The following is an 18,954-nucleotide window of genomic DNA, read 5'->3' on the forward strand; positions in this document are numbered from 1 at the left end:
GAATACGCATGAACCCGAACCCCGAACAAAAGAGCAGCGGCTTCACCCACGAGAAGGTGGAGACCAACAACCTGCTGATGATCGTGCTGATCCTCGTGGTGATCGCCATCGGCGGCATGGTCGAGATCGTGCCGCTGTTCTTCCAGAAGTCGACCACCGAAGCGATCCAGGGCCTGAAGCCGCACACCGCGCTGCAGCTCGCCGGCCGCGACGTCTACCTGCGCGAGGGTTGCTACAACTGCCATTCGCAGATGATCCGCCCCTTTCGCTCGGAGACGCTGCGCTACGGCCACTATTCGGTGGCGGGCGAGTTCGTCTACGACCACCCGTTTCAGTGGGGCAGCAAGCGCACTGGCCCCGACCTGCACCGCGTGGGCGGCAAGTACAGCGACGAGTGGCAGCGCATCCACTTGAACAACCCGCGCGACCTGGTACCCGAGTCGAACATGCCGGCCTATTCGTGGCTCGAGAAGAACGTGGTCGACGCCGACGCCATTCCGCGCCGCATGCGCGCGCTGCGCCAGGTCGGCGTGCCGTACTCGGACGAGGAAATCGCCCGCGCGGCCGAAGACGTTCGCGGCAAGACCGAGCTGGACGCGACGGTGGCGTATTTGCAATCGCTGGGCCTCGCGCTCAAGTAAGGAGCACCCGACCATGATCGACCTCACCACCCTGCGCGTTGCCGCCACCGTGCTTTGCTTTGCGCTTTTCCTCGGCATTGTGGGCTGGGCCTTCGCCCGCCGCAACGCCGCGCGCTTCGACGAAGCCGCCCGCCTGCCGTTCGAGCAAGACTGAAGAAGAGGGGCCCACGATGAGCGATTTCGTCAACAACTTCTGGTCCAACTACGTTGCGGCCGGCACTGTGCTGAGCATCCTCGGATGCATGCTGCTGCTGTGGCTCACAGCCCGCAAGCGCGTGGCCTCCGATGCGGACAACACCACCGGCCACGTGTGGGACGAGGACCTGCGCGAATCCAACAACCCGCTGCCCATGTGGTGGGTCGGCCTGTTCGTGTTGACCATCTTTTTCTCGGTCGGCTACCTCGTGGTCTTTCCGGGCCTGGGCAGTTTCAGCGGACAGGCGAACTGGAGCACCAGGAGCGAGTACGACACCGAAGTCGACAAGGCCAACCAGGCGCTGGCGCCGGTCTACGCGAGCTTTGCCGCCATGCCGATGGAAGACGTCGCACGCGAGCCCAAGGCCATGGCCATCGGCGAACGATTGTTCATGAACAACTGCTCCCAGTGCCACGGCTCCGACGCGCGCGGCAGCAAGGGCTTTCCCAACCTGACCGATAAGGACTGGCTGCACGGCGGCGCACCCGAGAAGATCGCCGAGACCATCACCAAGGGCCGCACCGGCGTGATGCCGCCCATGGCGGCGGCAGTCGGCACGCAGGAAGAGGTGAAGAACCTGGCGAACTACGTGCTGAGCCTTTCCGGCGCGCCGCACGACTCGGTGCGCGCGGGCCTCGGCAAGTCCAAGTTCACGGTGTGCGCCGCCTGCCACGGCATCGGTGGCGTCGGCAACCAGGCCGTGGGTGCGCCCAACCTTGCCGACAAGGTCTGGCTGCACGGCTATGGCGAAAGCGCCATCGTGCAGATCGTCAACGCCGGCAAGCACAGCGAAATGCCGGCGCAGGAAGGCCGCCTCACCGAGGCGCAGATCAAGCTGCTCGCTTCCTACGTGTGGGGCCTTTCGAACCCCGTCACGGGGCCCTGACTTCCGCGGCTGTCTCATCATGGATTCACCCGCCCCCGTTCCTGCATCGGCACCGGCTGCCAGCTCCCCCGCGCGCAAGATCATTCCGATCGTTCCGGTGGAGAGCGACTCGGTCGGCCTGTACGAAGCCACGAAGAAGATCTATCCGCGCACCGTGCGCGGCATGTTCGCGCGCTGGCGCTGGGCCATGGTGTTCCTGACCCAGCTGGTGTTCTATGGCCTGCCGTGGGCTGAGTGGGGCGAGCGGCAGCTGGTGCTATTCGACCTGGCGGCGCGGCGCTTCTACATTTTCGGGCTGGTGCTGTATCCGCAGGACCTGATCTACCTGTCGGGCCTGCTGGTGGTCAGTGCTCTGGCGCTCTTTCTCTTCACCGCGGTGGCCGGGCGGCTGTGGTGCGGCTTCGCCTGCCCGCAGACGGTCTACACCGAGATCTTCATGTGGGTGGAGCACAAGATCGAAGGCAACCGCACAGCGCGCATGCGGCTGGACGCCGAACCCATGTCGCTCGAGAAGCTGGTGAAGAAGTGGTTCAAGCACCTTGTGTGGATCGGCATCGCGCTGTGGACCGGATTCACCTTCGTGGGCTACTTCACGCCCATTCGAGACCTGGGCTTGGCGTTCCTGCAGACCCGCATGGGCTCGTGGGAAGTGTTCTGGGTTTTCTTCTACGGTTTTGCGACCTATGGCAACGCGGGCTTCATGCGCGAGCAGGTGTGCAAGTACATGTGCCCGTATGCACGCTTCCAGAGCGCCATGTTCGACCGCGACACGCTCATCGTCACCTACGACCCGAAGCGCGGCGAGCCGCGCGCGCCCAGGCGCAAGGGCCTGGACCCGCGCAGCGCGGCACTGGGCGACTGCATCGACTGCGGGCTTTGCGTGCAGGTGTGCCCCACGGGCATCGACATCCGCCAGGGGCTGCAATACGAATGCATCGGCTGCGGCCTTTGCGTGGACGCCTGCGACACGGTGATGCAAAAGATGGCCTATGCGCCGCGGCTCATCCGTTACGACACGCAGAACGGCATGGAGGCCGGATGGACGCGCCGCCAGCTGGTGCGCCGCGTGCTGCGCCCGCGCGTCCTGGTCTACACCGCCATCCTCGCGCTGCTGGGGGCGGGGCTCCTGGCCAGCCTCGTCGCGCGCACGCCGCTGAAGGTCGACGTGGTGCGCGACCGCGCATCGCTGGCCCGCATCGTCGAGGGCGGGCGGCTGGAGAACGTCTACCGGCTCCAGATCATGAACGCCACCGAGGAGGCGCGCCACTACCGCATTGCCGCGCACGGCATCGAAGGACTGAGCATCTCACCCGACGAGCGCGTCACGATCGATGCGGCCCAGTCGCGCTGGGTTGCGGTGCGCCTGCAGGTGCCCTACGGCGTGGTGCCGTCCGGCTCGCACACGGTGCACTTCGACATTCGGGACGAAGAGGGCGGCGTGCAGGTGTCCGAGAAAGCGGTGTTCCTGGTGCCGCGCTGAAGCAAGGAATCAAAAAATGAAGGCGACAAAAAACAATTGGACGGAGACGGCGGGCGACAAGCCATGGTGGCGCTACCCGCTGCTCTGGATGGTGATTGCGGGGCCCGCGCTGGTGGTGGTCGCGAGCTTCGTGACCTTCTGGGTTGCCTGGGGAAGCTCCGACCCTCTGGTGTCGCAAGACTATTACCGGCGCGGCGTCGAGATCAACAAGACCTTGGCGGACAAGGCACTGATGCCCGCCGTCACCGGCCGGAACCATGCGACCACGCCCGACGAGGCGGTGCCGGTGCCGGTGCCGCGCCGCGAGGCCAAGCCATGACTTCGTCGCGGCAGCTCATCGGGGTCTTGTGGCCGGCCTTCCTGCTGGCCTGTGCCATCGAGATCCTGGTCTTCGCGATGGTCGATCCGTCCGATCTGCACTGGGGTGGCGACGCGCTGCGCATGCCGCGCCAAGGCATCTACACCGTTGCGTTCTTCGTTTTCTGGGCCATGGCGGCGGCTTCAAGCGCATTCACCGCGCTCCTGGCCATGCCACCGTCTCGCGACCTTCCCGAGCATCCGCAATGACCTCGACTTCCATCGCCTTTCTCGACCGCCCCGTCGTTCCAGACGCGGCGCCCCTGTCGACCGCGTTGCTGCGCCAGTTCGACGTCGCGGGGCCGCGCTATACCTCGTATCCGACCGCCGACCGTTTCGTGGACGCCTTCGATGCCGACGATTACGCGCAGGCGCTGCAGGGACGGCGCGATGCGGGTGCTTCGGCGGCGCCGCTGTCGCTGTACGTGCACATTCCGTTCTGTGAATCGCTGTGCTACTACTGCGCCTGCAACAAGATCGTGACGAAACACCACGAGAAGGCCACCCGATACCTGGCCTATCTGGCGCGCGAAGTCCGGCTCCAGGTTGCGCAGCTCGGACGCGGCACCACCGTGAGCCAGCTGCACCTGGGCGGCGGCACGCCCACGTTCCTGAATGATGCGGAGCTCAGCCAGCTCCTTGCCATGCTGCACGAGGCATTCGTCTTTCTTCCCGGCGGCGAGCGGTCCATCGAGATCGACCCGCGCACCGTCGATGCCGCGCGGCTCGCGCACCTGGCGTCGTTGGGCTTCAACCGGCTGAGCTTTGGCGTGCAGGACTTCGATGCCGACGTGCAGAAGGCCGTGCACCGCATCCAGCCAGCGCACCAGGTGTTCGACCTGATGGCCGAGGCGCGCGCGCTGGGCTTCAAGTCGATCAACGTCGACCTGATCTATGGCTTGCCGCGCCAGAACGAGTCGTCGTTCGAGCGCACGATGGCGCAGGTTTGCGAGCTTCGGCCCGACCGCATCGCGCTGTATGCCTACGCCCACCTGCCCGAGCGCTTCAAGCCGCAGCGGCGCATTGCCGCGGACGAGCTGCCCGATGCGGCGGCGCGGGTGCAGATGCTCGCGCGCGCCGTGGCAACGCTCACCGAGGCCGGATACGTCTACATCGGCATGGACCATTTCGCACTGCCTGACGACCCACTTGCCGTGGCCAAGCGGGAAGGGCGGCTGCATCGTGACTTTCAGGGCTACAGCACACAGCCAGACGGCGATCTGGTCGCGCTCGGTGTTTCCGCCATCGGCCGCATCGGTGCCACCTACAGCCAGAACGCCAAGACCATCGACGGGTACTACGACCTGCTCGACCAGGGCCGGCTACCCGTGGTCCGCGGGCTTGCGCTTTCGCGCGACGACGTGTTGCGGCGTGCGGTGATCATGGCCCTGATGTGCAGGGGGCACGTCAACTTCGACGCCATGGGCGAAGCGCACCGGATCGACTTTCGCCACTACTTCGTCACCGAGTTCGCGGCGCTCGGGCCGCTGGCGGCACAGGGCCTGGTGCGCATGACCGACCATGACCTCGACGTGACGCCGCAAGGATGGTTCGTGGTGCGCGCCATTGCCATGGTGTTCGACCGGTACAGCCGCGAGAACCGCACCCGCTTTTCGCGCGTGGTCTGAAAAGCATGCAGACCGCGCTGGCCACTGCAGCGTTGATGATGGGTCTGGTGGGCGGGCCGCACTGCGTGGCCATGTGCGGCGCGGCCTCGGCCGCCGTGATCCGCATCGTGCCCGTGTCGGGCTCCGCTTCGGCGGTTGCCGGCGTGGGCACAGCGTTCTCTTCGCAGGCGGCCTTCCACTTGGGCCGTATCGCGAGCTACGCCGCGGCAGGCGCCATTGCGGCCGCAGGCGTCGACAGCCTTGCCCAGGCCAGCACGCACGTGGTCGCGCTCAAGCCGCTCTGGATGCTGCTGCATGTGTTCGTGTTGGCGTGGGGCGTGATCCTTGCCGCCTCGGGCCGCCAGCCGCAATGGGCGCGGCGCATCGGCCGCACGCTCGAGGCGCGGCTGCGTCCGCTGGCCGGAAGCTCGCCGCTCGGCGTGCTCGCGACCGGCGCGCTCTGGGTCGCCATGCCGTGCGGGCTGCTCTATTCGGCGCTGCTGCTGGCCAGCCTGGGCAACGGACCGCTGCAAGGCGGGCTTGCGATGATGCTGTTCGCCATTGGCAGCGGCCTTTCGCTGGTGCTGGCGCCGTGGCTCTGGCAAAGGCTTCGGTGGAGCGGCGGCGCACCTCAGGCCTGGGGCGCGCGCCTGGCCGGCGCATTGCTCGCGGCTGTGGCACTGCAGGCGCTGTGGCTGGATATCGGCCACCAGATCGAGGCCTGGTGCCGCTGACGCTGAAGGGCGGACTCAGGGGTGCGCAAGCACCCTGGCCATGGCCCGCGCCAGTTCGGCGCGCGCATAGGGTTTGCGCAGCAGCTCCCAGCTTTGCGGTACCTCGCGATCGGCGTCGAGCAGCTCCGACGAGAAGCCGGACATGAGGAGAATCGCCAAATTTGGAAAGCGTTGCTGCGCTTCGGCGGCGAGCCGCGTTCCGCGCATGCCGGGGCCGAGCGCAATGTCGCTCAGCAGCAGGTCGAAGGAACCCGCATCGGCGGCTTCCATGCTCATCAAGGCCTGCTCGGCGTTGCTGGCCGCGACCACGCTGCAGCCCAGGGTTGTCAAAAAGGTCTGCACGACCTTGCGCACTTCAGGGTCGTCCTCTACCAGCATCACGCGCAGGCCGGGTGGAATCGCCTGTTCGGCGTCTTCCTCTTCCATGACGGGAGCGGCGGCCTCGTTGAGCTGCGGCAGGAAGAGCGTCACCGTGGTGCCCGCGCCTGGGCGTGTGGCAATGGCAATGGCGCCCTTGGATTGCTTCACAAAGCCGTAGACCGTGCTCAGGCCGAGGCCCGTGCCGCGGCCGGCTTCCTTGGTGGTGAAGAAGGGCTCGAACGCGCGCTCCTTCACTTCTTCGGTCATGCCGGTGCCGCTGTCGGTGATCGAAATGGCCACGAAGCTGCCGTGCGCATCGCGGTCGCTCAGCTCGTTGTGCACTTCCGGCGGCAGCGCGCTGCAGGCCTCGGTGCGAAAGTGCAGCGTGCCGCCGTCGGGCATGGCGTCGCGCGCATTGATGGCGATGTTCAGCAGCGCCGATTCGAGCTGACCCGGGTCGGCAAGCACCGGCGGGCAGCTCGGCGCGCTGTCGATCGAAATGGCGATGCGCTGATCGAGCGTACGCCGCAGCATGTCGGCCAGCGAGTGCAGCATGGCGTGCGTGTCCACTGCATTGGGTTGCAGCATCTGCCGGCGTGAGAACGCCAGGAGCTTGCTAGTGAGCTCGGCGCCTCGCCGCGAGGCCCGCGCGGCCGCGGCTACCAGCTGCTGGGCGTAGCCGTCGTTCGCGATGGCGGGCAACTCTTCGAGCACCTGCAGATTGCCCTGGATGACGGTGAGCAGGTTGTTGAAGTCATGCGCAATGCCGCCGGTGAGCTGGCCGACGCTTTCGAGCCTCTGGGCGTGGCTGAGCGCCTCTTCGGTCTGCACGCGCTGCAGGCTGGTGGCCAGCAGGTTCGACAACGACTCCAGGAACCTGAGCTCCTCGTCGCCAAAGCGCTTGGCCTCGCGCGAGCGCACGGTCAGCACGCCGATGAACCGGCCCCTGTCATAGAAAGGCACGGCCAGCGCGCTGACCAGCCCGGCATCGAGGTACGCCTGCGGCACCGCGAAGCGGCGCTCCTTGGCGAAGTCGGCCACCACCACCGGCGCGCCTTCTGCAAACACGAAGCCGGGCGGTGTGTTCGCGTGGCTGGGAATGCGCGCGCCAATTTCTTCGCCGGGCGAAAGGCCCACGCCACTGGCGACGCGAAATTCAAGGCGGCTGTCGTCCAGCAGCAGCACCATGGCCACTTCGACTTCCAGCGCTTCGGCGGCCATGGTGGGCGCGTGGTCGAGCACCACCTGCAGGTCGCGCGTGTCGACGGCCAGGCGGCCCAGCTGCGCGAGATAGTCGCTGTAGCGCGCGCGCTGCAGCGCCTGCTTCACGCGCGGGTAGGCACCGATGTCGCGGATGGCGGCCACCACGAAGGGCAGGCCCTGGCTCTGCAATGGGCTGAGCGCGATCTCGACCATGACCTCGCTGCCGTCCTTGCGTTTGGCGACGAGTTCCATCTGCGTGCCCATGGGCCTGGGCCGTGGTGCTTGGCCGTAGGCTTCGCGGTAGGCGGCATGGCGCGGACGGATGCTGTCGGGCACCAGTACGTCGACGTTCAGGCCCACCAATTCATCGACGGCATAGCCCAGCAGCTTGGCCGCCGAGGGGTTGGCCAGCACGATGCCGCCGGCCTGGTCGACCAGCAGCAGCGAGTCCGGATAGGAAACGAACAGCGAGCGAAAGACGCTGCTCTCTTCGACGCCCGAGGGCAGCCTCGGCAACGAGGCGACGGAGGGGGAAGAGGGCAGTTTCATCGGGTCACCCGCGAGCGACGGGCGGAACCAGGATGTAGCCGGCGCCGCGCACCGACTTGATGATCTGCGGATCGTCCGCGTCGTTTTCGATCTTCTTGCGCAGCCGACCGACCTGCACGTCGATGGTCCGGTCGAAGGGAGCGGCTTCGCGCCCGCGCGTCTGCTCGAGCAGGAAGTCGCGCGACAGTACGCGGCCCGGATGGCGCGCAAACGCGCACAGCAGGTCGAACTCGCCGCCGGTGAGCGCCACGTTCCGCCCTTGCGGACTGGCCAGGCTGCGCGCGGCGACATCGAGCTGCCATCCGGCGAAACGGAGCTTGTCGGAAGCGGTAGGGGCGGCCGGTGCGGATACGGGCAGGGGTGCGTCCGCGGTGTCGCTGGGCGCCAGGCGCCGGAGCACGGCCTTGACGCGCGCCACCAGTTCCCGCAGGTCGAAGGGTTTGGTGACGTAGTCGTCGGCGCCCACCTCCAGGCCCACCACCTTGTCGACCGCATCGCCGCGGCCGGTGACGATGACGAGCCCGCAGCGCCAGTTTTCGCGCATGCGGCGCGCAATGGAAAAACCGTCTTCGCCGGGCAGGCCCAGGTCGAGCAACACGAGGTCGGCCGGGTCGGTGCCCATCAGTGCCATCAGCGAGGCGCCGTTGTGCAACTGGGTCACCCGGAAACCGTGGCTTTGAAGGTAACCGGCCAGCAGTTGCGTGATGTCGACCTCGTCGTCGAGGACCGCGATGTGAAAGGCGGGTGTCATTCGGAAAGCATGGAGTGGGGCGCGAGCGCCGCGGCATCGTTGGAGCCGTGCAAGCGTAGCACGCACGCCGCGGCGGTGCATGCCTTTGGTGCATGCCCAAGGGTCAACGTTTCCAGCGCCAGTCCGAGATCTCCGGCATGTCCTTGCCGTGGACGGTGATGTAGGCGCGGTGCTCCAGCAGCTTGTCGCGCAGGTGCTGTTGAACGTGGCCCGCGCTGTTGCGAAAGCGCTCGACGCGGCCGATGGCATCGGCGGCCAGGTGAAAGCGGTCGAGCCGGTTGAGCACGGTCATGTCGAACGGCGTGGTGGTGGTGCCTTCCTCCTGATAGCCGTGCACGTGGAAGTTGTCGTGGTTGGTTCGCTTGTAGGTCAGCCGGTGGATCAGCGAGGGATAACCGTGGAACGCGAAGATGACCGGGCAATCGGTGGTGAAGATGGCGTCGAAGTCCGCATCCGACAGACCGTGCGGATGGGCGTTCGGTGCCTGCAGCGCCATCAGGTCGACCACGTTCACCACGCGCACCTTCAGGTCCGGGAGCATCTCGCGCAGCAGGTCGACCGCCGCCATGGTTTCGAGCGTGGGCACGTCGCCGGCACAGGCCATCACCACGTCGGGCGCCGCGCCTTCGTCGTTGCTGGCCCAGGTCCAGATGCCCAGGCCGACCGTGCAGTGGCGCACCGCCGATTCGATGTCCAGCCACTGCGGGGCGGGCTGCTTGCCGGCCACGATCACGTTCACGTAGTCGCGGCTGCGCAAGCAGTGGTCGACCACGGAGAGCAGGGTGTTGGCATCGGGCGGCAGGTACACGCGCACCACCTCGGCCTTCTTGTTGACCACGTGGTCGAGGAAGCCTGGGTCCTGGTGGCTGAAGCCGTTGTGATCCTGCCGCCAGACGTGGCTGGTGAGCAGGTAGTTGAGCGATGCGATCGGCCGCCGCCAGCCGATGCCACGAGTCACCTTGAGCCACTTGGCATGCTGGTTGAACATCGAATCGATGATGTGGATGAAGGCCTCGTAGCACGAGAAGAAGCCGTGGCGCCCGGTGAGCAGGTAGCCTTCGAGCCAGCCCTGGCAGAGATGCTCGCTGAGCACCTCCATCACCCGGCCGTCGGGCGAGACGTGGTCGTCGCCTTCGCGTATCTCGGCGGTCGACGTGCGGTCGGTCACCTCGAACAGGGCACCGAGCCGGTTCGACGCGGTTTCGTCGGGGCCCATCACGCGGAAGTTGCGCGCGGCCTCATTGAGTCGCATCACATCGCGCAGGAATTCGCCGGCAACGCGCGTGGCTTCCGCGTCCGTTGCACCGGGCGCGGCCACCGCCACGGCATGGTCGCGGAAGAGCGGCATCGCCAGATCCGCGAGGAGCAGGCCGCCGTTGGCATGCGGATTGGCGCTCATGCGCCTCGGGCCTTTGGGCGCGAGCGCGGCAACTTCGGGCCGCAGCGCGCCGGCTGCATCGAAAAGTTCTTCGGGGCGGTAGCTGCGCATCCAGTCTTCGAGCAGCCCGACGTGCTCCGGCTTGCCCTCGAAACCGGTCAGCGGCACCTGGTGCGCACGGAACGTGCCCTCGACCGGCACGCCGTCCACCTGCCGCGGCCCGGTCCAGCCCTTGGGCGAGCGCAGCACGATCATCGGCCAGCGCGGGCGCTCGCGGAACCCGTCCTTCCGGGCGCGCTGCTGGATGGCGTGGATGTCGTCCAGCGCCTTGTCCAGCGCGGTCGCCATCAGGCGGTGCATCTGCGCGGGTTCATGCCCCGAAACGAAAACGGGCTCGTAGCCGTAGCCCTGCATCAGCTGCATCAGCTCTTCGTCGCCGATGCGCGCGAGAACCGTGGGGCCGGCAATCTTGTAGCCGTTGAGGTGCAGCACCGGCAGCACGGCGCCATCGGTCGCCGGGTTCAAGAACTTGTTGGAATGCCAGCTGGCCGCTAGCGCGCCGGTCTCCGCCTCTCCGTCGCCCACCACGCAGCAGGCAAGCAGGCCGGGGTTGTCGAACACGGCGCCAAAGGCATGAAGCAGCGAGTAGCCAAGCTCTCCGCCTTCGTGGATGGAGCCCGGCGTTTCAGGTGCCACGTGGCTCGGAATGCCGCCCGGAAAGGAGAACTGCGTGAAGAGTCGCTTCAGGCCCTCGGCGTTGCGGCCGATGTCCGGGTAGACCTCGCTGTAGGTGCCTTCCAGGTAGGTGTTGGCGACCACGCCGGGCCCGCCGTGGCCCGGCCCGGCAATGAACAGCGCGTCGAGCTCGCGGGCCTTGATGGCCCGGTTCATGTGCGCATAGACGAAGTTGAGGCCCGGCGTGGTGCCCCAGTGGCCCAGGAGGCGCGGCTTGATGTGCGAAAGGCTCAGCTTTTCGCGCAGCAAGGGGTTGTCCATCAGGTAGATCTGGCCTACCGACAGATAGTTGGCAGCCCGCCACCAGGCATCGAGCAGTGCGAAGTCGGGTTGTTCCACCGCCGCTTTCATCTTTCGACGCCCGGCAGCTCGGCGCCGTTCGCGCAGTCGGCCGCGTCCGCTGCGGCGGTGAGCTTGTTCACGATGGTGGTGACGCCTTCCGCGCGTTGCACGGCGCGCTCGACCGCGAGCTTCAGGCCTTCGCTGGCGAGCCTGCCTTGCAGCGTGACCACGCCGTCTTTCACGCGCACGTCGACGTCGCACCCGAACACCGCCGGGTCCCAGTTCAGCTGGGCGAAGACCTCGTGCCTGAGTTGAATATCGGGGTTCATTTCAAACCTTTCAAAAAAAGGGTGCGCGGCAGCGGCTTCTCGCGAGTTTGAGCCTGCCATCGCGGTTGTCAACGCACCTGCATGAAACCCCATGGTCTGTGCGTACTGACGGCAAACGCGATGCCTGCGAACCGCCCGATGGGGCCTTGATCGATCTTGCGGCGGGCCTGCGGCTGCAGCCTTGACCTGGATCAAGGTCCCCACGCCGGCCGCTTTGCAGAATGCCGCGACTGTTCAAAAGGCACTCATGCAAACTTTGTTCTTCTCCGGATTTTTCGATCTACCCTGGTGGGGCGTGGTGCTCACCGCACTGGCGCTCACGCACGTCACCATTGCGTCGGTCACCATCTTCCTGCACCGCCACCAGGCCCATCGTGCGCTGGAACTTCATCCGTTGGCCAGCCATTTCTTCCGCTTCTGGCTGTGGCTGACGACCGGGATGGTGACAAAGGAGTGGGCGGCGGTGCACCGCAAGCACCACGCAAAGTGCGATACGGCCGAAGACCCGCACAGTCCGCAGGTACTGGGCATCAACCGCGTGCTGTGGGGCGGCGTCGTCCTCTACATCCGCGAGTCGAACAAGGCCGAGACCATTGCGCGCTATGGCCACGGCACGCCGGACGACTGGATCGAAAGAAAGCTCTACTCGCGCCACAAGATCCTTGGCATCGTCCTGATGGGGCTGGTCGACATGGCGTTCTTCGGCGTGGTGCCGGGCGGGCTCATTCTTCTTGCGCAGATCGCGTGGATCCCGTTCTGGGCCGCCGGCGTTGTCAACGGTATAGGCCACTACTGGGGCTATCGCAACTGGCCCGCCCCAGACGCCAGCACGAACATCTTGCCCATCGGCATCCTGATTGGCGGGGAAGAGTTGCACAACAATCACCATGCCTTTCCCACCTCGGCCAAGCTGTCGAGCAAGTGGTACGAGTTCGACATCGGCTGGCTCTACATCCGCGTGCTGCAGGCCCTCGGCCTTGCCACGGTGAAGCACGTGGCGCCAACGCCGCGGCTTGCCGCGCCCAAGCCCACCGTCGACCTGGAAACCGTGCAGGCGGTGATCCGGTGCCACTACGACGTGCTGTCGAGCTACGCGCGTTCGCTGAAGCAGGCTTACGCGCAGGAGTTCGGGCGGCTGCGTCGCCAGTCGCCGGACGAAGCCCGTTCGCTGAGGTCCGTCAAGCGCTGGCTCGCCAAGGACGAGCGCAGGCTCGACGAGTCGCGCCGCGTGAGGCTGGCCAAGGCTTTGCGCGGATCGCAGGCGCTGGATACGATGTATTCGATGCGCCGCGAGCTGACCGCGTTATGGAGCCGTTCCGCCGCCACGGGCGAACAGCTCGTGAGGCAATTGCAGGACTGGTGCCAGCGCGCCGAAGCCAGCGGTATCGCGCCATTGGCCGAGTTCTCCAGGCGCTTGCGTTCGTACGCCTGAGCGAGTCAGAGGCCCGCCGCCGCGACGAAAAGAGATGAGACGGCCTGAAGGCAACGCGCAAGCGTCCTGCTTGCACGGTTTACCTTCAGGAACAAAGGAGAGACACATGGACAGCAAGATTCCCATCGCATCGGCATGGACCGATGCCTATCTTCGATCATTGCTCGATTGGCAGGCGGCCTGCGGCACGACCGCGCTGCAGGCGCAACAGGTTCAATTAGGAATGCTCGCTGCCTGGCAGCAGTCGGCCAAGGCCGTGCAGCAGGAGCTGTGGGACCAGTGGACCAGCCGTTTCGGCGGCGGCGTGCCGTTGGACGGATAGGGCAGCCGCCGCTGCCCGGCGGCTTACTCGCTGGCCAGCGTGCCGCTCGGCAGGGTAAAGCGTGCCGCCTCGGCCTTGGCGTGCACTTCGGGTGCGCGCACCAGCAGAACCGGAACGTTCGCCGTCCGGAGGATGTGCTCGGCGCTGCTGCCCATCACCATGCGGCCCAGCCCGCGGCGCCCGTGAGTTCCCAGAACGATGAGGTCCGCGGGCCATGAAGCTGCTTCGGCCGTGACCCGGTCGGTAACGGCGCCCCTGAAGTTGTCGCACAGCACCGCGTCGACCTCGACGCCCGCGGCGGCCGCCTTCGCCTTGCCTTCTTCGAGCAGCCGGGTGGCCGCGCTGCGCAACTCCTGGAGCCAGTCGCCCGAATGGCCCGAATACGCGTCCATCGCCAGGGCGAAGGAGAGCTCGTCAATGACATGCATCAAGCGCAGGCGACCTCCGGTGACCTTGGCCAGGCGGATTGCTTCGCCAAGGCCATGGGCGGATGTCGAGCTTCCATCGACAGGAACAAGAATTCGCTCGTACATGGTGTCCTCGCTTTGTTTCCGGTTGTGATTCGGCCAGTATCCCGACCCGCGCGCGACGCCGCTTGATGCCGATCAAGAGAATGCGTTGCCGCAAGGGCGAAAGCATTCGACGGCATGCGCGGCAATTGATCTGCCGCAACCCTGAACGGCCCTGGACCTGAGAACCTTCGGGGACGCACAGGAGACGTTCATGACTCACGCCACCATTCGCATCATTCGCCAGGAGCACGCGGCGCTGGCCGCCATGCTGCGCTCCATCGTCATGCTGCTCGAGCAGCACCGCCGCAAGGGCACGCGGCCCGACTTCACGTCGCTTCGGGCCATGCTGTTCTACGTGGACGAATTTCCCGAGAAGCGCCACCACCGCAAGGAAAGCGAGCTGCTGTTTCCCAAGTTGCGCGCCAGGACGCCGATATCGCGCGAACTGATGGACCGGCTCGACAACGACCATGCGTGGGGCGAGCGGAAGATCCGCAATGTCGAGCACGCGTTGCTCGCATTCGAGATGCTGGGCGACTCGCGCCGCGCGGCCTTTGAGAGCGCGGTGGAGCAGTACGTCGACTTCTATCTCAATCACATGGCGCTGGAGGAGCGCGAGATCCTGCCGCTCGCCGAACGGGTGCTGACTGCCGAAGATTGGCGCGAACTCGACGAGGCGTTCGGCCGCAACCGCGATCCACTGACCGGCTACCCGCCGGAGCGGGAGTACGAAGCGCTCTTCAGCCGCATCGTGAACATCGTGCCCGCGCCGATCGGGCTGGGTGCAGAGGCTTGATCTGGCGCAAGGCGGGCCTTCCCGCAAGGGGCGAACATTTGGTCCATCGAACAAGACCCACCGAAGGACACCATGAAAATTCTTCTTGCCGTGGACGGCAGCGAATACACCACGCGCATGCTCGATTACCTGGCCGCGCACAAGGAATGGTCGCATGCGGGCCATGCCTTCACGGTCTTCAATGCGGTGCTTCCGGTCCCGCACCGGGCCGCCGCATTCGCGGGGCCCGACCTCGTGCACAGCTACTACGACGACGAGGCACGCGTGGTGCTGGAGCCGGTCCGCGCCGCGCTGGCTGCGCATGACATCGAGGCGGCTTTTGCGCACAAGGTCGGCCACGCGGCCGACGAGATTGCTGCGTTTGCGGACCACGGAAAGTTCGACCTCGTGATGATGGGCTCGCGCGGGCAGGGCGCGCTGACCAACCTCGTGCTGGGCTCGGTTGCGATGAAGGTGCTGGCGCGCTGCGCGGTGCCGGTGCTGCTGGTGCGCTGAAGCGGGTTCAGGTGCCCTGTTCTTGCTCTGCAATGAGCTTGTCCAGCGTCAGCGGGTAGTCGCGGATCCGCACACCGGTAGCGTTGTAGACCGCGTTGGCGATAGCCGCGCCGGCGCCGCAGATGCCGAGTTCGCCCACGCCCTTGATCTTGAGCGGATTGGTCTTGTCATCGACTTCTTCGAGAAAGACAGCTTCGATCGCTGGAATGTCGGCATGCGCCGGCACGTGGTATTCGGCGAGGTCGTGGTTGACGAAGCAGCCGAAGCGCGGATCGACCACCGCTTCTTCGTGCAGCGCGGAGCCCACGCCCCAGATCATCCCGCCGGTGGCCTGGCTGGTCGCGGTCTTCATGTTGAGGATGCGGCCCGCGGCAAACACGCCCATCATGCGGCGCAGGCGGATCTCGCCGGTGTCCACGTCGACCGCCACCTCGGCAAAATGCGCGCCGTAGGCCTGCTGCGAAAACTTTTTCGCCATGTCGCCCTTGCGGATCTCGCCGTCGGCTTGCAGGCCATGGGTGCCGGCCAGGTGGGCCAGTGTTTCGGAACGGCCGTTTTCTGCCGTGGCGCGTCCGTCGGCAAAGGAGACGTCGGCCTCCGGCGCACCGAGCTTGCGCGCGATCTGCGCGCGCAGGTTGCAGCAGGCGTCGTACAGCGCCGAGCCCGCGCTGGCGGCGCCCCACGAGCCGCCGGAACCGGGGGTCTCCGGAAAGTCGCTGTCGCCCAGTTCCATGCGCACGCTGGAGACCGGCAGGCCCAGCATTTCTGCGGCCACCTGCGTCAGCACGGTGTAGCTGCCGGTGCCGATGTCCGTCATGGCCATGCGCGCCGTCAGCATGCCTTGGCCGTCGAGCGCGACGCTGCACTTGGCGTCCATCAGGTAGTTGGTGCGTGTGGCCGCGGCAACGCCCATGCCGATGCGCCAGCGCCCTTCCCGCACGGCACCGGGTTGCGCCTGGCGCCGCTGCCAGCCGAAGCGCTCGGCGCCTTCCTTCAGGCAGCGCACCAGCTGGCGCGTCGAAAAAGGAATGTTCTTCTCCGGGTCCTCGGTGGGTTCGTTGCGAAGGCGCAGCTCGATCGGATCGAGCTGGAGCTTTTCGGCCAGCTCGTCCATGGCCTGCTCGATGGCCAGCATGCCGACGGCTTCGCCGGGCGCACGGGTCGAATCGGAGATCGGCAGGTCGAGCTTCACGCTGCGGTGCGTGGTCGAGCGATTCGGGGCCGCATACAGGGTGCGCGTCTGCGTGCTGGCAGTCTCGTAGAAGTTGTCAAAGCGGGCGCTGTGCGACAACGTATCGTGACCGATGGCGGTCAACCGCCCGTCGGGCGTGGCGCCGAGCCGCACGCGCTGGATCGTCTGGCTGCGATGGGTGGTGGAGTGAAACATCTGCTGGCGGGTCAGCGCGGTTTTCACGGGGCGGCCGAGCTGTCGCGACGCCATGGCCGAGAGCATCACTTCGCCGTGCACCGGCAGCTTGCCGCCGAAACCGCCACCGACGTAGCGGCTCACGATGCGCACCTTCTCGGGCGGCATCTTCAGCGTGCTGGCCACCGCCTGCCGCGCGCTCTCGATCAGCTGCGCGGCGCAGTGCACGGTCACGCAATCGCCATCCCAATAGGCGAGGGCGGCATGCGGCTCCATCTGCGCATGGATGTGGTGGGGCGTGGTGTAGGTGGCGTCCACGGTGACCGGCGCGTTTGCGAAGGCGGCTTGGAAATTGCCGACCTGGCTGTCGGCCTCCTCGCCTTCCTCGCCGGTGGGTTTCTCGGCCTGGGACTTGCTGCCCGCCAACTCGTAGTTGCCAGGTTCGGGCTCGTAGCGCACGTGCACCAGCCGCGCCGCGGCGCGTGCCTCTTCGAAGCTTTCCGCCACCACGAAGGCCACCGCCTCGCCATAGTGGCGCACTTTGTCGTCGACGAGCTGCGGCGAGGCGCGGGCATAGCGATCCGGCGCATCGAGCGGGCCCCAGGTGCCTTGGCGCGGCGCGTTCCTGTGTGTCATGACGAGGAGCACGCCCGGGGCGCGCCCGGCGGCTGAGACGTCAATGCCGGCCACGGTGCCTTTGGCGATGGTGGACTCGACGATGAAACCATAGGCCACAGGGCCGGGCTGCTGCACCTCGTAAGCGTAGGTGGCGCGGCCCGTCACCTTGAGGCGGCCATCGACACGGTCGATGGGCTTGCCAATGAGTCCGCTGAGGTTGTCGTCGACCGGGTTGCGGGGGGAGGGCGCGTTCATCTCCATGCCGGGACCCCTCAGGCGGCGGTGCTGGCTTCGGCCAGCGTTGCGCGCAGGGTGCGGCGCAGCAGCGGCAGCTTGAAATCGTTGTGGCCGAAGCCGCGCGCGCCGGCCAGCACCTTGTCGCTTGCCGCGGCAAAAGCGCCGCCGTCCGGCGCCTTGCCGGCAAGCAGCGCCTCGGCCGCTTCCACGCGCCAGGGCTTGTGGGCCAGGCCACCAAAGGCCATGCGGACCGAACGGATGCGGCCTGCGGCCGTATCGACCACGGCCGCCACCGACACCAGCGCAAAGGCATAGGAGGCACGGTCGCGCACCTTTCGGTAGACGTGGCGGCCCGGCAGGGGCGGCGGCAGTGTCACGGCGGTGATCATCTCGCCTGGCTGCAGCGCCGTTTCGACGTGCGGCGTGTTGCCGGGGAGCCGGTAAAAGTCCGCTATCGGGATCACGCGGCGCGTGCCGCCGGGCGCAATGGTCTCAACGCTGGCGTCGAGCGCGCGCATGGCCACGGCCATGTCGGAAGGGTGCGTCGCAATGCATTGATCGCTGGCGCCGAGCACCGCATGCATGCGGTTGAAGCCCTGCAGCGCCGAACAACCGGAGCCCGGCTCCCGCTTGTTGCACGGAAGGGCGGTGTCGTAGAAGTAATAGCAGCGCGTGCGCTGCAGCAGGTTGCCGCCGGTGGTCGCCTTGTTGCGCAACTGGCCCGAGGCGCCGGCCAGCAGCGCGCGGCTGAGCACGGCGTAGCCGCGGCGAATGCGTGCGTCGGCGGCCAGGTCGGCATTGCGCACCAGGGCGCCGATGCGCAGGCCGCCGTCGGCTGTAGGTTCGATTTTGTCGAGGCCGACGTGGTTGATGTCGACCAGGTGCAGCGGCGTTTCCACCTGCAGCTTCATCAGGTCAAGCAGGTTGGTGCCGCCGGCGATCAGGCGGGCACCGGGACGCGCGGCCGCGGTTGCTGCTGCCTCGGGCGATTCGGCGCGCTCGTAAGTGAAGGCTTTCATCAGCGGGCCTCCGACACCTGCCGTATGGCGGCCACGATGTTCGGATACGCGCTGCAGCGGCACAGGTTGCCGCTCATGCGTTCGCGGATTTCCTCGTCGCTGAGCACCGCACCGCCGGTGGCAATGTCGGCTGTGACGTAGCTCGGCATTCCGCGGCGCACCTCGTCCAGCATGCCCGCGGCCGAGCAGATCTGGCCCGGCGTGCAGTAGCCGCACTGGAAACCGTCGTGCGCCAGGAAGGCCTGCTGCAGCGGATGCAGCGTTTCGCCGTTGGCGAAACCTTCGATGGTGGTGACGGTTTCGCCGTCGTGCATTACAGCCAGCGTGAGGCAGGAGTTGATGCGGCGCCCCTCCACCAGCACGGTGCACGCGCCGCACTGGCCATGGTCGCAGCCCTTCTTACTGCCGGTCATCTTCAGGTTCTCCCGCAGGGCGTCGAGCAGGGTGGTGCGGGCATCGACTTCGAGAGTGTGCGCCCGGCCGTTGACCTGGAGGCGCACCGAAAGGAGCTGCGGCGCAGGTTCGCCGGCAGCGGGATCATTTTCGAACGGCATGGGTGTTCCTTCGCGGCGAGCACGGCTCCGGTGACGGAGTTCGGCTCATGCTAGGGAACAGCCGCCGTGCGGCGACTGCGCCTCAGTGCTGTCGTGCTGTAGGCAAAGACCGACC

The 18,954-nt window shown here is 66.8% G+C and carries 20 protein-coding genes; 12 read left to right on the forward strand and 8 right to left on the reverse strand.

Features of this window, described 5'->3' with window-relative positions; all coding sequences use genetic code 11:
• Nucleotides 1-8 precede the first annotated feature (8 nt).
• From ccoO to J2X92_RS17185, 8 genes are read left to right on the forward strand one after another with little or no spacing between them, the layout of a single operon-like run.
• The gene (gene ccoO / locus J2X92_RS17150) at nt 9-641 is read left to right on the forward strand and encodes a cytochrome-c oxidase, cbb3-type subunit II (protein WP_307577131.1); all 633 of its coding nucleotides are present in this window, start codon (nt 9-11) and stop codon (nt 639-641) included.
• Nucleotides 642-657: 16 nt separating this feature from the next.
• Entirely contained in the window at nt 658-795 is a 138-nt protein-coding gene (locus J2X92_RS17155) for a cbb3-type cytochrome oxidase subunit 3 (RefSeq protein WP_093022878.1), read from the forward strand.
• Between the two features lie 16 nt (nt 796-811).
• Nucleotides 812-1,723 carry a cytochrome-c oxidase, cbb3-type subunit III gene (gene ccoP, locus J2X92_RS17160; protein ID WP_307577132.1) on the forward strand — a complete coding sequence of 304 codons (912 nt, stop codon included), beginning with the start codon at nt 812-814 and terminating at the stop codon, nt 1,721-1,723.
• Between the two features lie 19 nt (nt 1,724-1,742).
• Entirely contained in the window at nt 1,743-3,203 is a 1,461-nt protein-coding gene (ccoG, locus tag J2X92_RS17165; protein ID WP_307577133.1) for a cytochrome c oxidase accessory protein CcoG, read from the forward strand.
• Between the two features lie 16 nt (nt 3,204-3,219).
• Entirely contained in the window at nt 3,220-3,522 is a 303-nt protein-coding gene (locus J2X92_RS17170) for a FixH family protein (protein WP_307577134.1), read from the forward strand.
• Nucleotides 3,519-3,770 (forward strand): hypothetical protein, encoded by a 252-nt coding sequence (locus tag J2X92_RS17175; protein ID WP_307577135.1) that lies wholly within the window; start codon nt 3,519-3,521, stop codon nt 3,768-3,770. Before J2X92_RS17170 ends, J2X92_RS17175 begins: the two co-directional genes overlap by 4 nt.
• Complete coding sequence (gene hemN / locus J2X92_RS17180; protein ID WP_307577136.1) at nt 3,767-5,188, forward strand: oxygen-independent coproporphyrinogen III oxidase; 1,422 nt, start codon at nt 3,767-3,769, stop codon at nt 5,186-5,188. The genes J2X92_RS17175 and hemN overlap by 4 nt, the downstream gene beginning before the upstream one ends.
• A 5-nt stretch (nt 5,189-5,193) precedes the next feature.
• Nucleotides 5,194-5,901 (forward strand): sulfite exporter TauE/SafE family protein, encoded by a 708-nt coding sequence (locus J2X92_RS17185; RefSeq protein WP_307577137.1) that lies wholly within the window; start codon nt 5,194-5,196, stop codon nt 5,899-5,901.
• Nucleotides 5,902-5,916: 15 nt separating this feature from the next.
• On the opposite strand, the gene J2X92_RS17190 is transcribed toward J2X92_RS17185, so the two are convergent.
• The 4 genes from J2X92_RS17190 to J2X92_RS17205 form a co-directional block, all read right to left on the reverse strand.
• Nucleotides 5,917-8,013: a PAS domain S-box protein gene (locus J2X92_RS17190; protein WP_307577138.1), complete on the reverse strand. Its 2,097-nt coding sequence runs from the start codon at nt 8,011-8,013 to the stop codon at nt 5,917-5,919.
• Between the two features lie 4 nt (nt 8,014-8,017).
• On the reverse strand, nt 8,018-8,764 hold the full coding sequence (locus J2X92_RS17195; RefSeq protein ID WP_307577139.1) for a winged helix-turn-helix domain-containing protein: 747 nt from the start codon (nt 8,762-8,764) through the stop codon (nt 8,018-8,020).
• A gap of 103 nt (nt 8,765-8,867) precedes the next feature.
• A complete protein-coding gene (locus J2X92_RS17200) occupies nt 8,868-11,228 on the reverse strand; it encodes a phosphoketolase family protein (RefSeq protein ID WP_373424850.1) in 2,361 nt (786 codons plus the stop codon).
• Nucleotides 11,225-11,488, reverse strand: coding sequence for a BON domain-containing protein (locus J2X92_RS17205; protein WP_307577141.1), 264 nt, complete (start codon nt 11,486-11,488; stop codon nt 11,225-11,227). Before J2X92_RS17205 ends, J2X92_RS17200 begins: the two co-directional genes overlap by 4 nt.
• Before the next feature lie 247 nt (nt 11,489-11,735).
• Between J2X92_RS17205 and J2X92_RS17210 the strand changes: the two genes are divergently transcribed.
• Both J2X92_RS17210 and J2X92_RS17215 read left to right on the forward strand, forming a co-directional pair.
• Nucleotides 11,736-12,920: a DesA family fatty acid desaturase gene (locus tag J2X92_RS17210; RefSeq protein WP_307577142.1), complete on the forward strand. Its 1,185-nt coding sequence runs from the start codon at nt 11,736-11,738 to the stop codon at nt 12,918-12,920.
• Between the two features lie 106 nt (nt 12,921-13,026).
• Complete coding sequence (locus J2X92_RS17215; RefSeq protein WP_307577143.1) at nt 13,027-13,242, forward strand: hypothetical protein; 216 nt, start codon at nt 13,027-13,029, stop codon at nt 13,240-13,242.
• Between the two features lie 23 nt (nt 13,243-13,265).
• On the opposite strand, the gene J2X92_RS17220 is transcribed toward J2X92_RS17215, so the two are convergent.
• The gene (locus J2X92_RS17220; protein WP_307577144.1) at nt 13,266-13,775 is read right to left on the reverse strand and encodes a universal stress protein; all 510 of its coding nucleotides are present in this window, start codon (nt 13,773-13,775) and stop codon (nt 13,266-13,268) included.
• A gap of 190 nt (nt 13,776-13,965) precedes the next feature.
• Between J2X92_RS17220 and J2X92_RS17225 the strand changes: the two genes are divergently transcribed.
• Both J2X92_RS17225 and J2X92_RS17230 read left to right on the forward strand, forming a co-directional pair.
• The gene (locus J2X92_RS17225) at nt 13,966-14,550 is read left to right on the forward strand and encodes a hemerythrin domain-containing protein (protein ID WP_307577145.1); all 585 of its coding nucleotides are present in this window, start codon (nt 13,966-13,968) and stop codon (nt 14,548-14,550) included.
• Between the two features lie 72 nt (nt 14,551-14,622).
• Entirely contained in the window at nt 14,623-15,045 is a 423-nt protein-coding gene (locus J2X92_RS17230) for a universal stress protein (RefSeq protein WP_307577146.1), read from the forward strand.
• Nucleotides 15,046-15,052: 7 nt separating this feature from the next.
• On the opposite strand, the gene J2X92_RS17235 is transcribed toward J2X92_RS17230, so the two are convergent.
• From J2X92_RS17235 to J2X92_RS17245, 3 genes are read right to left on the reverse strand one after another with little or no spacing between them, the layout of a single operon-like run.
• Nucleotides 15,053-17,290, reverse strand: coding sequence for a xanthine dehydrogenase family protein molybdopterin-binding subunit (locus J2X92_RS17235; RefSeq protein ID WP_307577147.1), 2,238 nt, complete (start codon nt 17,288-17,290; stop codon nt 15,053-15,055).
• 11 nt (nt 17,291-17,301) lie between these two features.
• The gene (locus J2X92_RS17240; RefSeq protein ID WP_307577148.1) at nt 17,302-18,285 is read right to left on the reverse strand and encodes an FAD binding domain-containing protein; all 984 of its coding nucleotides are present in this window, start codon (nt 18,283-18,285) and stop codon (nt 17,302-17,304) included.
• Nucleotides 18,285-18,839 carry a 2Fe-2S iron-sulfur cluster-binding protein gene (locus tag J2X92_RS17245; protein ID WP_307577149.1) on the reverse strand — a complete coding sequence of 185 codons (555 nt, stop codon included), beginning with the start codon at nt 18,837-18,839 and terminating at the stop codon, nt 18,285-18,287. The genes J2X92_RS17240 and J2X92_RS17245 overlap by 1 nt, the downstream gene beginning before the upstream one ends.
• Between the last annotated feature and the right edge of the window lie 115 nt (nt 18,840-18,954).

This window comes from Variovorax paradoxus (assembly GCF_030811855.1).
GTDB classification, from domain to species: Bacteria; Pseudomonadota; Gammaproteobacteria; order Burkholderiales; family Burkholderiaceae_C; genus Variovorax; species Variovorax paradoxus_L.